11 protein-coding genes are annotated in these 15,972 nt (G+C 56.1%); 5 read left to right on the forward strand and 6 right to left on the reverse strand.

Annotated elements, in window-relative coordinates; all coding sequences use genetic code 11:
- The first annotated feature begins 2 nt into the window (after nt 1-2).
- From TH30_RS02585 to TH30_RS02605, 5 genes are all read left to right on the forward strand, one after another.
- Nucleotides 3-1,526, forward strand: a complete 1,524-nt coding sequence (locus TH30_RS02585; RefSeq protein ID WP_114096508.1) for a tripartite tricarboxylate transporter permease — start codon at nt 3-5, stop codon at nt 1,524-1,526.
- A 21-nt stretch (nt 1,527-1,547) separates the two neighbouring features.
- Entirely contained in the window at nt 1,548-3,146 is a 1,599-nt protein-coding gene (locus TH30_RS02590; RefSeq protein WP_114096509.1) for a gamma-glutamyltransferase family protein, read from the forward strand.
- A gap of 346 nt (nt 3,147-3,492) precedes the next feature.
- Entirely contained in the window at nt 3,493-5,265 is a 1,773-nt protein-coding gene (locus TH30_RS02595; protein ID WP_114096510.1) for an OpgD/OpgG family glucan biosynthesis protein, read from the forward strand.
- Between the two features lie 64 nt (nt 5,266-5,329).
- Nucleotides 5,330-7,408: a glucans biosynthesis glucosyltransferase MdoH gene (gene mdoH, locus TH30_RS02600; RefSeq protein ID WP_114096876.1), complete on the forward strand. Its 2,079-nt coding sequence runs from the start codon at nt 5,330-5,332 to the stop codon at nt 7,406-7,408.
- Between the two features lie 158 nt (nt 7,409-7,566).
- Nucleotides 7,567-8,061, forward strand: a complete 495-nt coding sequence (locus TH30_RS02605; RefSeq protein ID WP_114096511.1) for a hypothetical protein — start codon at nt 7,567-7,569, stop codon at nt 8,059-8,061.
- A gap of 256 nt (nt 8,062-8,317) precedes the next feature.
- Here TH30_RS02605 and TH30_RS02610 read toward each other — a convergent pair whose 3' ends face one another.
- From TH30_RS02610 to TH30_RS02635, 6 genes are read right to left on the reverse strand one after another with little or no spacing between them, the layout of a single operon-like run.
- The gene (locus TH30_RS02610) at nt 8,318-9,211 is read right to left on the reverse strand and encodes an SDR family oxidoreductase (protein WP_114096512.1); all 894 of its coding nucleotides are present in this window, start codon (nt 9,209-9,211) and stop codon (nt 8,318-8,320) included.
- A 23-nt stretch (nt 9,212-9,234) separates the two neighbouring features.
- Entirely contained in the window at nt 9,235-10,041 is an 807-nt protein-coding gene (locus TH30_RS02615) for an enoyl-CoA hydratase/isomerase family protein (protein ID WP_114096513.1), read from the reverse strand.
- A 44-nt stretch (nt 10,042-10,085) separates the two neighbouring features.
- Nucleotides 10,086-10,616, reverse strand: a complete 531-nt coding sequence (locus tag TH30_RS02620; protein WP_114096514.1) for a thioesterase family protein — start codon at nt 10,614-10,616, stop codon at nt 10,086-10,088.
- Nucleotides 10,617-10,671: 55 nt separating this feature from the next.
- Complete coding sequence (locus TH30_RS02625) at nt 10,672-12,456, reverse strand: acyl-CoA dehydrogenase C-terminal domain-containing protein (protein WP_114096515.1); 1,785 nt, start codon at nt 12,454-12,456, stop codon at nt 10,672-10,674.
- A 22-nt stretch (nt 12,457-12,478) separates the two neighbouring features.
- Nucleotides 12,479-14,803 (reverse strand): 3-hydroxyacyl-CoA dehydrogenase/enoyl-CoA hydratase family protein, encoded by a 2,325-nt coding sequence (locus TH30_RS02630; RefSeq protein ID WP_114096516.1) that lies wholly within the window; start codon nt 14,801-14,803, stop codon nt 12,479-12,481.
- The gene (locus TH30_RS02635) at nt 14,803-15,939 is read right to left on the reverse strand and encodes a thiolase family protein (protein ID WP_114096517.1); all 1,137 of its coding nucleotides are present in this window, start codon (nt 15,937-15,939) and stop codon (nt 14,803-14,805) included. Before TH30_RS02635 ends, TH30_RS02630 begins: the two co-directional genes overlap by 1 nt.
- Nucleotides 15,940-15,972: the final 33 nt, after the last annotated feature.

The following is a 15,972-nucleotide window of genomic DNA, read 5'->3' on the forward strand; positions in this document are numbered from 1 at the left end:
TCATGTTGGATGCATTTCTTGCCGGTGCCCATCAGGTTTTCGCATTCGATACCCTGATTTACATGCTGATCGGTTCCGTGGCCGGGATCGTCGCAGCCGCCATTCCCGGCTTTACCGTGACCATGGCCATCATCCTGACATTGCCGCTGACCTTTACCATGGACCCGCTTCAGGGGGTTTCGGTGATGTTGTCGGTTTATGTCGGGGGCTATACCGGGGGTCTGATCAGTGCGGCTCTTCTGGGTATTCCCGGAACGCCAAGTTCGGTTGCCACGACCTTCGATGCCTTTCCGATGGCACGCGGCGGGGAGCCGGGACGCGCCCTTTCACTTGGTGTCTGGGCTTCGTTTTTCGGGACAGTGATTTCCACCATCATCCTGATTGTTGCCGCCCCGCCTTTGGCGCTGATCGCGGTTAAACTTGGTCCGTGGGAATATTTCTCGCTGATCGTGTTTGCCCTGACGATTGTTGCAAGCCTTGTGGGCAACTCGTTGATGCGTGGTCTGATTGCCGGTGTCATTGGTCTTGGTCTTGCGACCATCGGGCCGGATCCGATGATGGGTCGCCCGCGTCTTACATTTGAGTCCGACATCCTGATGCCGGGTCTGCCGTTCCTGATTGTCCTGATCGGTATTTTTGCCATCAGCCAGCTGATGGGCGAGGTTGAGGATCACGGCAAAAAAGACACCAAGGGGGCATTGATCCCCGACGTGATCGAATTCAAGACCTGGGCTGTGATGCGCGAAGTTCTGATGCATCCGGTCAATCTGGTACGTTCGTCGCTGATCGGTGTGTTTATTGGTGCCTTGCCGGGTGCCGGTGGATCAATTGCCAACCTGCTGGCTTATGACCAGGCCAAGCGCAGCTCCAAAACGCCTGAGGAATTTGGCAAGGGCAACCCGGACGGCGTGATCGCATCCGAGGCTGGAAACTCTGCCACGGCGGGTGGCGGGCTGATCCCGATGATTGCCCTGGGTATTCCGGGATCGGCGGTTGATGCGATCCTGATGGCGGCTCTTATGGTGCATGGCATCTCGGTGGGTCCGCGTCTGATCATGGATAATGCGGATCTGGCCTATGGCATGTTCGTTGCCATGATTGTGGCCTCGCTGATGATGCTGGTGGTTTGTGTGCTGTCGATGCGTCTGTTCCTGCGCGTGACTGACATTCCCAAGCAGTTCATTGTGCCGACAGTGATGATTTGCTGTGTGATCGGGGCCTTTGCGCTCAATAACCGGGTGTCTGACCTTTATCTGCTTGGTGCGATCGGTCTGGTCGGTTACGGGTTGAAGTCGCTTGATTACCCGCTGGCACCGCTGGTGCTTGGTGTGATCCTTGGTCCGATCGCTGAGACCAACCTGCGTCGCGCGCTGATGAGTGACGGTGACTGGACTGTATTCTTTACCCGTCCGATTTCGGCGGTCTTGCTGGCTGCTGCCCTGCTGTCTGTTATCTTCAGCGTTCGCTCGGTTCTGAAGATGCGTAAAAAAGACCGTCCTGCCACCGATGAACAAGACGGCGATTAAGCCCACGATCAGGAGACTCCAATGAAACTTCGTCACGACGCGCTTTATGCCTCACGCCGGTCACCGGTTCTGGCGCGCAACATGGTTTCCACATCCCAGCCGCTTGCGGCACAGGCCGGTCTTCGCATGTTGCTGGCGGGCGGGAATGCTGCCGATGCGGCGCTGGCCTCGGCCATTGCCCTGACCGTGGTCGAGCCGACCGGCAACGGGCTTGGTTCCGATGCCTATGCCATCATCTGGGATGGCAAGGAACTGCATGGTCTGAATGCGTCGGGTCGGGCCCCTGCGGCCTGGAACCCGGAACGCTTTGCAGGCCAGGACACGATGCCACAGCGCGGATGGGAATCGGTCACCACACCGGGGGCTGTATCTTCATGGCGTGCGATTTCCGAGAAATTCGGCAAGCTTCCGTTTGAAAAGCTGTTCGAACCGGCCATCGAATATGCATCGCGTGGCTTTGCAGTATCCCCCATCATCGCGACCCTTTGGGAAAAGGGTGGTGATCTTTTGGGCAAGCAGCCGGGCTTTGCCGAGGCCTTCCTGCCCGGTGGCAAGGCCCCCAAGGCGGGCGAGCTGTTTGTCAACAAGGCTGCTGCTGAAAGCCTGATCGATATCGCCGAAACCAAGGGCGAGAGTTTCTATCGCGGCAAGCTTGCATCGAAAATTGCGGCTTTTGCCCGTGAAAATGGTGCAGCCTTGTCCGAAGAGGATCTTGGCAATCATCAGGCTGACTGGGTCGGGACGATCTCGCAATCGTTTGGCAAGGTGAAGCTGCATGAAATTCCGCCAAACGGGCAGGGGATTTCAGCCCTGATCGCGCTGGGGATCCTGCGTCATACCAATATCGCAGATTATGAACCCGATTCCACCGAGGCGCTGCATCTTGAAATCGAAGCGATGAAACTGGCCTTTGCCGATATGCGGGCCTATGTCGCCGATCTTGACTACATGACCGATGTCACGGTCGAACATCTTTTGTCCGATGACTATCTGAAATCCCGTGCCGCCCTGATTGATGCCAGCAAGGCCCAGGATTTCAAAGCCGGTGCACCAAAGCATGGCGGGACGGTCTATGTGACTGCGGCGGATGAAAGCGGCATGATGGTGTCCTTTATCCAGTCGAACTATATGGGCTTCGGGTCCGGTGTTGTGGTGCCGGGAACCTCGATCAGTCTGCAGAACCGGGGTCACGGTTTCAGCCTTAAAGATGGTCACCCCAACTTCGTCAAAGGTGGAAAACGTCCGTTCCAGACCATCATTCCGGCCTTTTTGATGGGCGATGACGGCAACCCGGTCATGAGCTTTGGCGTCATGGGCGGACCGATGCAGGCACAGGGGCATTTGCAAATGACCTTGCGCACCCAGCTTTGGGGACAGGATCCGCAAACGGCTGTTGATGCACCGCGCTGGCAGGCTCTTTCGGGGCTTGAGGTCGCTGTTGAAGCCTCGGTCGGTGCTGATGTGATCGAGGCCCTGAAGGCCAAGGGGCATGCGATCAAGGTCGAGGCACCTGACAGCACCAATTTCGGTTTTGGGGGCGCTCAGCTGATTGCCAAGACCGATGCCGGATATGTGGCTGGTTCTGATCCGCGCAAGGATGGTTGCGCGGTTGGCTACTGATTACAGAACAGATTTTCAGATCGGCATTCGCAGTCATCTGAATACCCGGCCGGCCCAGAAATGGGCCGGCCTTTTCTTTTTTGAACTGTTGCGAGTCAGGCCAAAGGGCACCTGAGGATTTCCTGATTCTGTCAAGATGCAAATCACCGCATTTCAGGGGGATAGCCCATGCAAAAATGGCGTTTCGTGCAATCGACATCCGGGTATAGAGCATTCTGTCATGGCGGAGTGCCAGTTCGGGCTTTGCGGATTCTTTCCCTGATGGCGACACATTCCTGCCCTGTTTTTTGTGCACAAGCACAATCAACAAATCGAAAAAATCCAATGGTTGGTAGCGTATACAGGCATGACGCAATATTTTCCTCAGCGCACAGCGCTGGCCCTAAAACATGTTTTTCTGGTCGCTTTGGCGTCCGGAACTGTTTTGCTTGGCGCGTCATTGCCGGCATATGCACAGGCCAATGACCCTGCAGTTGTAACGACTGATCCGGCGGCAGCATCGGTATCAGACGCGTCCGGGCCTGTTGCATCCGCTGCAGCACCGGAAACAGCAGCACCGCAGAATGCGGGTGATGAAGCCGTAACCGTAACCGATAGCCAGGAAAATGATGCAGTACCGGGCACGCCACAGCCCGAGGATGAGCAAAAACCTGTCGTGAGCGCACCGGTCATGTTTGATCCGGAAATGGTGATTGATCGGGCGCGTAATCTGGCCAAGGCACCGTTTGAAAATCCGCATCGCGAATTGCCCGATGTTCTGGCCAATCTGGGTTCTGATGATTACGACCAGATCCGCTTCAAGTCGCAGCGCGCCTTCTTTAATCCCGATAATTCGGACTTCTCGCTCGAGCTGTTCCATCCGGGCAACATGTATGATGTGCCGGTTGCGATCAATCTGGTGCGCGACGGCGAAGTACAGGTCATTCCGTTTTCGGCCGGTCTGTTTGATTTCGGCAAGACGGGCCTGTCGGGCAATGATTTCTCGACACAGGGCTATGCCGGTTTCCGTCTGCGCTATCCGTTATCCAACGTTGATAGCAGCGATGAACTGACCCGGTTCCTTGGCGCGTCCTATTTCCGCCTTCAGGGCGAAGGACAGTCGATTGGCCAGATGGCGCGCGGCCTTGCGATTGACCTTGCCGGACCAACCGGCGAGGAAATCCCGGTCTTCAAGGAATTCTGGATCGTCGAACCCAAAAAGGGCGATCAGACGATCACGGTCTATGGCCTTCTCGACAGTGCACGCGTTACCGGTGCCTTCCGGTTTGACATCAAACCGGGTACGCGCAGTCAGGCCGATGTGAAAGCCAATCTGTTTTTCCGCGATGGTGTGGAAAAGATCGGTATTGCGCCGCTTAATGGCATGTTCCTGTTTGGTGAACAGCGTCGCCGGTCGTTTGATGACTATCGCGGCGAGGTGCATTCAAGTGACGGGCTTCTGATCAATAACGGGCGCGGCGAATGGTTGTGGCGACCGCTTGATAACCCGGTTCATCTTCAGATGAGCTCGTTTCTGGATGAAAATCCCATTGGGTTCGGGCTTTTGCAGCGCGACCGGAATTTTGACCATTATCAGGACCTTGATCGCCGGTTTGATCGCCAGCCCGGATATTGGGTAAAGCCCAAGGGCAAATGGGGCAAGGGCCATGTCGAGCTGGTCGAAATTCCGAGCCCGTCTGAAACCAACGATAATATCGTTGCCTATTGGGTGCCTGAAACCAAACCGGTTGCAGGCGGTGAGATGACAATGGAATACAGCATCACCGCAATGCGCGACGGTGGTGGATTGCATGATCTGGCACAGGCCACCGACACACGCCTGATGCGAATTGCATCGCAAGGCGATGATGACGCGGGCCGGGCGCGGTTCGTCTTGAATTTTGCCGGTGGTGATCTGGATTATTTCATCAAGGATACCAAGAACCTGCACGCAGATGTCAGCGCATCGGAAGGCAAGCTTGAAAATATCCGCGTGATGCCCGATCCGGAAAATGGCGGTGTGCGCGTGTTCTTTGATCTGGTCGATGACAGTGATGCCGCATCAAGCAATTTGCGGGTGTTCCTTTTGCACAAGGACAAGGTCCTGAGCGAAACATGGACCATGCCCTGGGTCTTTTAAACCAGAACCGGCCCGCCCGTGATCCCGTGCCTTTATGAATGACTCGACAATCAGGTAAATGCAGATGAGTCAGATTTCTGACCCGGCAAATGACAAGACCCAGACAACCATATGTGATCCGACCGTCCAGTTGCGTGGACCGGGCGTTGGTCAACGACGTCTGTTTTTGTTCGGGGCCTCGATTGCCGCAACGGCCTATGCTGCATGGTTGATGGCCGATGTTCTGGGTGCGGATCAGCTGACCATCATGGAAATGGTGGTGGTGGCGTTCTTTACCATCAACTTTGCCTGGATTTCGCTGTCCTTCTTTACCGGGATTGTCGGATTGATCCTGCGTGGTCTGAAGCTTGATGCGATTACGCTCAAGCGGCTTAAACCGATTGTGCGCAAAGGGTCACTGCGATCCAAAAACGTTGTCGTCATCCCGGTCTATAACGAAGACCCCAATCGCGTTTTTGCAGGGCTTCGCGCCAGTTACGAAAGTCTGGCCGAGACCGGCGAAATTGATGCGTTTGATTTCTTTGTTTTGTCTGATACCCGTGATCCCGATATCTGGATTGCCGAGGAACTGGCATGGGCGAAGGCCTGTACTGACCTGAATGCGCGCGGCAAGATATTCTTCCGCCGCCGGACCGAGAATACCGAACGCAAATCCGGAAATCTCAAGGAATTCTGTGAAACCTATGCGGCCAATTACGATCATATGATCGTGTTTGACGCCGATAGTGTGATGTCGGGCGAGGCCATGGTGAATATGGCCTATCTGATGGAAAACAACCCAGATGCGGGGATCATTCAAAGTCCGCCGCAGCCGACCGGACGCCAGACCCTGTTTGCGCGCATTTTGCAGTTCATTTCGCGCGTGCATGGGCCGACCATGTCGGCAGGTTTGTCATTCTGGTGCATGGGCAGTTCGAACTATTGGGGCCATAATGCGATCATTCGCACCAAGGCCTTTATCGAATGTTGTGGTCTTCCGGTTCTGTCGGGCAAACCGCCAATGGGTGGCCATATCCTGAGCCATGATTTTGTCGAGGCGGCCTTTATGCGCAAGGCCGGATGGCGGTGCTGGTTGATCCCGCAGCTTGAAGGCAGCTGGGAAGAACTGCCGCCGAACCTGATTGACTTTGCCATTCGCGACCGTCGCTGGTGTCAGGGCAATATGCAGCATGCACGCCTGATGGTGGCGCACGGGTTCAAACCGCTCAGCCGTTTGCATTTCTTTATGGGGGTGATGAGCTTTGTTTCATCGCCGCTCTGGCTGCTTTTGTTGCTCAGCTCGACCATTGCGACCCTGCAAAACACGCAACTGACCTATAGCTTTTTCCCGGGGCATTTCACCATGTTCCCGCAATGGCCGGTGGACCGGTCGTTTGAAATGCTGGTGCTGCTGATCTTTACCATTGGCATGCTGGTTCTGCCCAAGATCATCTCGATCCTGATGGTATGTCTGGGACGGGACCGCAAAAAGTACGGTGGCGTTATGGTTTTGGTCAGTGGTTTGCTGGAAACCGTCTATTCCGCCTTGCAGGCGCCGATCATGATGATGCTGCATTCTCAGTTCGTGTTTTCGGTTCTGACCGGCAATCAGGTTGGCTGGGATGCGCAGGAACGCGATGATGCCGGTGTGCCATTCAAGGCGGCCCTTAAAACCCATCGGACGATCATTGTGATCGGTCTCATCTGGGGGGCGATCGCGGTATTTGTCGACACGGCGTTTTTCTGGTGGCTGTCGCCCATTCTGGCCGGTCTGGTTCTGTCGCCCTGGCTGACCCATTATTCAAGCAGCCTTGCGATTGGCAAGCTGGCACGCCGGATGAAGCTTTTCCTGACACCGGAAGAATATGACAGCCCAGATGAGCTGCGCGCACTTGCCCGGATCGGTTCGGAGCTTGCCGGGGGTGACGTCAAGGACGGCCTGATGCGCCTGATCGAGGATCCTTATGCCAATGCGCTGCATTCGGCATTGCTTCCGGTGCGCAAACCGGATGCGCGCACGACGATTGAAATCGGGATCATCTATGAAAAACTTGCGCGTCTGGGGATTGAAAGCCTGACCCGGGATGAAAAAATCCTGATCCTGTCCTGGCCGGTCAAGCCGTTGGACCAGATCATGGCAGGGCGGGATGTCAACGGGCCCTGAACGGACCAACAGTCCGACCAAGTAATTGTTTTAATGGAATCTTGTGCGCCACAAAAACGCCCAGATTCGAGCAAATTATCCCGCGTTTTTTCGGCGAAGCTTATTCTTAACGAAGCGTTAATTGCCGATGATCGTTTACTGCCCGGAGGGCCGAATACATGACCGACATGACCGTTGCATCACAGGGTTTTTCCTATGCCGCATTTGAGTCGGCGGCGATGACCCGTCTGATTGAAGACACCGCGCGCGCCTGGCTTCGGTCTTTCGGATTGTCCGACGCACAGGCCAATCAGCGCATGATCAATGCCTTGCGCGAAGCACTGGCGGCTGACAGCGTTGCGGCCCATGATCGGGCAAATATGCAGGATATTCTTGATCAGGCAGCACATGACGCGATTGCCGACTGGCTGGCACGTGTGACCGGTCAGCAGGATTGCTATGGTTCGGCGTCGTTTTCGATGTTGCGCTGTGCGTTTCTTTCGGCCAACCGTGATGGCATCTGGTCAAGCCGGTTCCTTGATCAGGACAGTGATCATCGTGACCTTGCCATGGCTCTTTCGGTACAGATGATGTTGCCGACACCAAGTCTTAAGGCTTGCGAGATGCCGCGCCAATCTCTGGAAAAGCGGGCACTTGAACGCCGGGCTTCGTAACCCGGTAAATCCTTCGCGCCTTACGCTTTTTCATCTTTACCCTCAACGTTAATGCGTTTCTGCGAAGGTAGGCACCGCCCGTCATGTGGCGGTGTCTTTATGTGTGGCTGACGGCATTTTCCCAAAAAAGAACCCGCCCAAAGGGCGGGTTTAGTTCAGCGGGCGAGAGAGCCCGATTTTCCGTGTGGATCATCCACGTTCGTCAAATCAGGCCCCTACCAGACGTCGGGGCACACACTTCCCCGACGCCAAATCGTCAGGCAGCCTTGTGAAAACTGCCCAGTTTCGTAAGAAGCCTGGCAACCTGCGGGTCGTTCTTTCCATTGCGATCAAGCTCAAGGAAGAAGTCCGGATAGGGCGCTTTGCCCGGCGTCAGGTTGTAGGGTTCAAAATCGGTAATGCCGATGGCTTCAAGGACGGACTCATCGGTAAAGAACCCGCCAGTCACATCCCGTGACGGTGCCGTCAGGATCGCATGCGCCGCATCGGCCAGAATTTGCGGCGTGCGTGCGCGGCCCTGTTCCAGACCGGGGATCATGTTTAGCGCCGCGGTTTCAATCACCGTGACGGGCCAAAGCGAGTTCACAGCAACCCCTTCATCGGCAAATTCGGCAGCCAGACCCAGGGTGACCAGACTCATGCCGTATTTCGAAATGGTATAGGCCGTGTGATTGGCAAACCATTGCGGTGACAGGTTCGGCGGTGGCGACATGGTCAGGATATGCGGGTTATCCGATTTCAAAAGATGCGGCAGGCAGGCCTGCGCGCAGGCAAAGGTTGCCCGCGTATTGACCTGATGCATCAGGTCAAAGCGTTTCATCGGTGTCTGCAAAGTCGGCGTCAGATTGATCGCGCTGGCATTGTTGATCAGGATATCGATGCCGCCGAATGTTTCGACAGTTTTGGCAACGGCCTCGGCGATCTGGTCTTCTTCGCGGATATCGGTCTTAAGCGGGAGCGCCTTGCCACCGGCTTCCTCGATCTCGGCGGCAGCACTATGGATGGTGCCGGGCAGTTTCGGATGCGGTTCATCGGTTTTGGCAATGATGGCGACATTGGCCCCGTCGCGCGCTGCACGAAGGGCGATTTCCTTGCCGATGCCACGCGATGCGCCGGTGATGAAAAGTGTTTTGCCTTTAAGTGTGGCCATTACTTCTGTTCCCTGAATTCTTTTTATGATTTGCCAAAGCGGGGCTGACGTTTTTCGACAAAGGCGGTGACGCCTTCGCGGAAATCGTTGCTTATGGCGCAATCGGCGAAGGCTTTGGCTTCGGCTGCGAGCTGATCGGAAAGACCGGCCTCGGGGGCGGCATTAAGAAGTGCCTTGGTCCGGGCAATCGCACCACGCGGGCCGGATGCCAGACGGGCTGCATATTTTGCTGTTGCCGATGCCAGCAGATCGGCGGGCACAACCTTGTTGATCAGGCCGCAATCATGGGCTTCGTCTGCACTGAAACGATCCCCAAGAAGGGCAATTTCCTTGGCCTTTTTCATGCCGACCAGACGGGTCAGTGAATGGGTCGATCCGCCGTCGGGCGAGGTGCCGATATGGATATAGGCAAGGGTGAAAACCGTTTCCTCGGCGGCGACCGCAAGATCACAGGCATTCATCAGGCTGATGCCAAATCCGGCAACCGCCCCTTCAAGCTTGGCAATAACCGGGCAGGGAAGGGCGTTGATGCGGGTGATGATGTCATGAACGCGATTGATCATGGCTTCGATGACTGGCCGGGCTTCGTTGGCGGGGGATTGGGACATCTGATGGAAGAATTTCACATCACCGCCCGCCATGAAGGTGCCCCCCGATCCTTCGATGATCACCGCACCGATTTGCGAAATCCCGGCTTCGATCTGATCAAGGGCGTCGGACAATCCTTGGACCATCGACTGATCAAGGGCATTCATCCGGTCCGGCCGGTTCAGTGTGATCGTTGCGATCTCGTCGGACATATTCAGCAATACAGCTTCATTTGACGTCATGTGACTTCCTCCCGCGGTGTTTTCCGCTTTATTGATCGCGTGCCCTAGATCGCAAGTCGGGCTTCGATTGCACTTTCCATATCCGGCCATCCGGATAGCCAGTCGGGCATGATCGGTGAGGTTTGATCCGCACCGACCCGACGACAGACTTCCTCGGGCGGGATGATGCCCTGGGGGCCAACAAAGACGGCCTTTACGACACCAAGGGCGAGTGTCTTGCCCTTGGCGACAAAGCGTTGTTCCAGATAGAAACCCTTGTCATCCCAATAGAGTGCCCGGGTTTCGAGCGAGAATTTCTGAAACGGCTTGATCGCGCGTTTGAACCGCATGGTGGTGCCCGAAACAACCGGTTGCCATTTGTGTTTGAACACCTGCTTGGCGATACCATTGCGCACAATCAGTTCGGTCCGGCCCAGATCCATCAGGGCGAAATACCGCGAATTGGTCATATGGACATTGATATCAAGGTCCAGCGGCCAGGCGCGAAACTGCAAGCTCGACGGATCAAGCGGATAAAGGCGGGGCCGCAACAAGGACAGGATCACAACACGGATTAGTCGGAAAATCAGGTTCACGACGCTGCTCCGTCCAGTGATGCGATCTGACGATATGTGCGGCCCGGTGCCATGATCAGAACAGCTCCTCGTCCAATGCCATCATGGTCGAGGAACCCGACATCATCTGACTGAACAGGGCACCTGATTGCGGCAAAATGCGTTCCATATAGAACTTTGCCGTGATCAGCTTGGCCTTATAGAAACCTTCCGGGTCGTCATCCTGCTTGGCCAATGCGATCTCGGCCATGCGGGCCCACATAAAGCCGACGGCCACCAGACCGAACAGACGCAGGAATTCGGTTGCAGCGGCACCGGCTTCATTCGGGTTTTTCATGCCGCGTTGCGCCAGTTCGCCAGTGGCCTGTTGCAGACGCATGAAGGCCTTTGCCAGTGGCTGGACAAAGTCGCCAAGCCCGTCCTTGGAAACATTGGCTTCGATATATTCCTGAACCGGATGGAAGAAGCGGCGCAGGTAACGACCGGCCTTGGTCGGCATTTTGCGACCGACAAGGTCAAGGGCCTGAATGCCGTTCGTGCCTTCGTAAATCTGGGCAATGCGGGCGTCGCGAACATATTGTTCCATGCCCCATTCACGGATGTAACCGTGACCGCCAAAGACCTGCACACCAAGGTTGGTGTTATCAAAGCCCCAATCGGTGAACAGTGCCTTGACGATTGGCGTCATCAGCTGAACGAACTCGTCGGCCTCTTCACGTTTGACCGGGTCGGCGTGATGCTTGGCCGTATCAAGGGCGCGGGCAACCCACATGCCCATCGCGCGACAGCCTTCATTGGTGGCTTTGGCGGTCAGAAGCATGCGACGCACATCGGGATGCACGATGATCGGGTCCGCTGCCTTGTCGGGGGATTTCGCACCGGTAAGTGCGCGGCCCTGAAGGCGATCCTTGGCATAGGCGCGTGCGCCCTGATAGGCCGCCTCGCCAAGTCCAAGACCCTGAATGCCAACCGACAAACGTTCCTGGTTCATCATGGTGAACATGGCGGGCATCCCTTGGTGGGGTTCGCCGACCAGATAACCGATGGCACCGTCAAAGTTCATGACACAGGTCGATGATGCCTTGATGCCCATCTTGTGTTCGATGGAACCGCATTTCACCGCGTTGCGATCCCCCAGCGATCCGTCATCGCCCACCATGAATTTCGGGACAAGGAACAGGGAAATACCCTTGGTGCCCTTGGGGGCGTCGGGCAGTTTTGCCAGAACCAGATGGATGATGTTTTCGGTCAGGTCGTGTTCACCCGCCGAGATGAAGATCTTGGTGCCGGAAATCGCATAGGACCCGTCATCAAGCGGTTCGGCCTTGGTCTTGATGATGCCAAGATCGGTACCGCAATGCGGTTCAGTCAGACACATGGTGCCCGACCAGGTGCCTTCGACCATTTTTGGAAGATACTTGTTCTTGAGTTCGTCCGAAGCGTGGCTATGCAGGGCGGCATAGGCACCAAACGACAGGCCCGGATACATCCCGAAGGACAGGTTGGTCGAACAGATCATTTCCTCGACCAAGGCATTGATGGATTTTGGTGCGCCCTGACCGCCATAGGATGGATCACAGGCAATACCGGTCCAGCCGCCTTCGGCAAAGGTCTGATAGGCTTCCTTGAAACCTTTGGGGGTGGTGACAACCCCGTCATCCCAGGTGCAGCCTTCCTCGTCGCCCGACCGGTTGATCGGGAACAGGACCTCCTCGCAGACCTTGGCGGCCTCCTGGAGAACCGCGTCAACGACGTCGGGGGTGAAATCCTCGCAACCGGGCATCTGATTGATGTCGTTGTAATCAAACAGCTCGGTCAGGACGAAGCGCATATCGCGCAGGGGTGCTTTATATTCAGCCATTTCTGTTTCCTCCTGGACCTGCCTAGTTGCGCAACGGCTTGCCGGTCAGAAGCATATGCTCTACCCGGGCCATGGTGCCTTCGTTACGGACCAGACGCATGAAGCCTTCGCGTTCCAGTTCAAGAATATCGTCTTCGGAAAGTTCTTCGGTTACGTCGGTGTCACCACCGGCAAGAACCCGCGCCAGTTCACCGGCAACCACACGGTCATAATCGGTTGCCTTGCCCAGACGATGGAAACCATCGACCGCCATTTCAAAGGCGACACGGGCTGCTTCGCCCGGCAGGCGATAGGTGAATTCTTCGGGGGCTTCGTAACCATCGACCATCGAAAGTGCCCGTTCCTTGGCATCAGCCAGCAAACGGTTGCGGTTCATGGTGATGCCGTCCGTTTCGCGGAAGAACAGGTTTTCCTTGGCTTCCATCGCCGATTTGGCAACGGTTGCAACCGAGATGATCTCGAATGCCTTGGCGCTCGGGGCCATCGGACCCTTGACGAATTTCGGGTTCTCGGCCCAGCGACGGATCATTTCCTTGCATCCGCCCCAAGCCGGGATCAGACCGACACCGGGTTCAACCAGCCCGATATAGGTTTCACCATGTGCCTGAACTGCATCGCAATGAAGCAGAACTTCACATCCGCCGCCAAGGGCAAGACCACTTGGTGCGCCCACGACCGGGAACGGCGAATATTTCAGCGCCTTGTAGGTTTCCTGACCGGTTTCAACAAGGTTCTCGATCTCCGGCCATGCGGCGATATTGGCCGCAAACAAGGCCAGACCAAGATTTGCACCGGCCGAGAAATTGCTGGCCTCGTTATAGATCACCATCGCCTTGAACTGCTTTTTGACAGTCCGGATAGACGTTTTGATGGCGCCCAGAACATCGGCATCAAGGGCATTCATCTTGGTATGGAATTCAAGGCAGGCGACGCCATCGCCAATATCCCAAAGCGATGCAGCACGGTTACCGGCAACCGGTTCGGATTTGCGTTTGATGTCTTCAAGCAGAAGAACCCCATCCGGGCGGGTAACCTTGGCGTAGTTGCCATCAAAGCCAAGATAGTAAAGATCACCATCCTCGACCTTGTAGAACGATTTGCCAGAAGCCTTTTTGAGCAATGCCGGGACTTCAACACCGTCTTCTTCAAGCATCGAAATCAGGGCATCAACCCCAATGGCGTCGATCAGTTCGAACGGGCCGGTTTTCCATGCATAACCCAGCTTCATCGCATCATCGACATCGACGATGGAATTGGCTGCTGCCTCGGCAATGAAAGCTGCATAAGCAAGGGTCTTGCCCATGACAGCGCGCCCATACTGGCCGCCCTTGTCATCGGCTTCCATCATCTTGCGCGGGTCCTTGCCAGCGGCACGAACGCTACCCAAGCGGGCCTTTTCGGACCTGGAGAATTCACCAGACTGAAGATCAACCGATTCCTTGATCTTTTCCCCGCCTTCACGGTTCAGGCGGTAAAAACCACCTTTGCCCTTGCGACCGGTATAGCCATCGGCGATCAGTTTGCTGACCAGCGCGCTTTCGCGATAAATGGCGTGGAATGGATCGGACTTATCAAGAAGGCCCGCCATGCTTGATTGCACATGGGGCATCAGATCAAGACCAACCAGATCCATCAGGCCAAACACGCCGGTCTTGGGAATACCAAACGGGCGACCGATCACGCTGTCGGCTTCTTCGACGGTCAGTTGGCGGTCCATGGCCTCGACCATGGCGGCCTGAATCCAGTAAACGCCCAGACGGTTGGCAATGAAGCCCGGTTCGTCATGGCAGGTGACACAGGTCTTGCCCAGTTTGCGATCAGCAAAATCGGCAACCATGTCAATCACGCCATCACGGGTGACTCCCGATCCAACCAGTTCCAGCAGACGCATATAGCGCGGCGGATTGAAGAAATGGGTGATGATGAAATCCTGCGCAAAGCTGTCATCCATGCCGCCAATCAGGGTGGCCAGCGGAATGGTCGAGGTGTTCGACGACACAACCGATCCACGGGCACGGACCGCATCAATCTTGCGATAAAGGTCCTGCTTGATATCAAGGCGTTCGATGACGGCTTCGATGATCCAGTCACATTTGGCGATCTTATCAAGGTCATCCTCGATATTGCCGCAGGTGATCAGCTTGGCGACCCGTTTGGACATGAACGGTGCCGGATCGGTTTTAAGCATCTTGGCAACCGCACCCTCGGCAACCGCATTGCGGTTTTTGGCACCTTCGGGAACGATATCAAGCAACAGGACAGGAGTTCCTGAATTGGCGATATGGGCAGCGATCCCCGCGCCCATCACGCCGGCGCCGATAACGGCGACCTGTTTGATGGTGGTCATTACATCGCCTCCAGAATGGTCGCGATCCCCTGACCCCCGCCAATGCATTGCGAGGCCAGCGCATATTTGCCGCCATCACGTTTCAGGATGGCTGCGGCCTTGCCGACAATACGTGCACCGGTAGCACCCAGCGGATGACCGATGGCCAGCGCACCGCCATCAATATTGACCTTGGCAGCATCAAGACCGAGATCGGAAATGCTTGCTATTGCCTGGGACGAAAATGCTTCGTTCAGTTCGGTGACATCAATGTCGGCCGCCGTCAGACCGGCGCGTGCCAGTGCCTTTTTCGACGCACCCACCGGGCCGATCCCCATGATTTCTGGCAGGCAGCCGTCAACGGCAACCGATTTGATACGTGTAATCGGGGTCAGGCCGTTTTTGGCAGCGAATTCTTCGGAGCATACCAGCACCGCAGATGCACCATCGGTCAGCGGCGAAGATGTGCCCGCAGTGACGATACCATCGGCACGGAAAGCCGGTTTCAGATCGGCAAGGCTTTCGGCGGTGGTTTCACCACGAATACAGCCGTCTTCAGAGACAACACCGTCCCTGGTCTGAATCGGGATGATTTCATCAACGAACTTGCCAGCAGCCTGTGCCGCTGCGGCGCGCTTGTGGCTTTCAACGGCGAAGGCTTCCTGATCGGCGCGTGTCAGGCTGTATTTTGCCGCGACATTTTCAGCCGTATCGCCCATGCCCATATAGGCTTCTGGCATGGCTTTATAAAGTTCAGGGTTCGGCAGCGGGTTGAAGCCCATCATCGGAACGCGTGTCATACTTTCGACACCGGCACAGATAAATGCATCACCGGCACCGATGGCGATCGCTCCGGTGGCCTGATGGATCGACTGCATGGATGACCCGCAGAAACGGTTGACGGTGACACCCGCGACCGAGCGCGGAAGACCGGCAATAAAGGTAATCAGGCGGGCAACGTTGAAACCCTGTTCGCCTTCGGGGAAAGCACAGCCAAGAATGAGGTCCTCGATGGCATTGGGATCAATGCCGGTCTTTTCCACCAGACCTTTAACGACCTGTGCCGCCAGGTCATCGGGACGAACCTTGGCAAGGGCCCCTTTGCGGGCCGGGGTAAAGGGCGACCGGACATATCCGGCAATAACGGCGTTGGTCATGGCTATGTCTTCCTTCCTGAGCTGTCCTCTGAT

Source organism: Thalassospira profundimaris, assembly GCF_003326795.1.
GTDB classification, from domain to species: Bacteria; Pseudomonadota; Alphaproteobacteria; order Rhodospirillales; family Thalassospiraceae; genus Thalassospira; species Thalassospira profundimaris_C.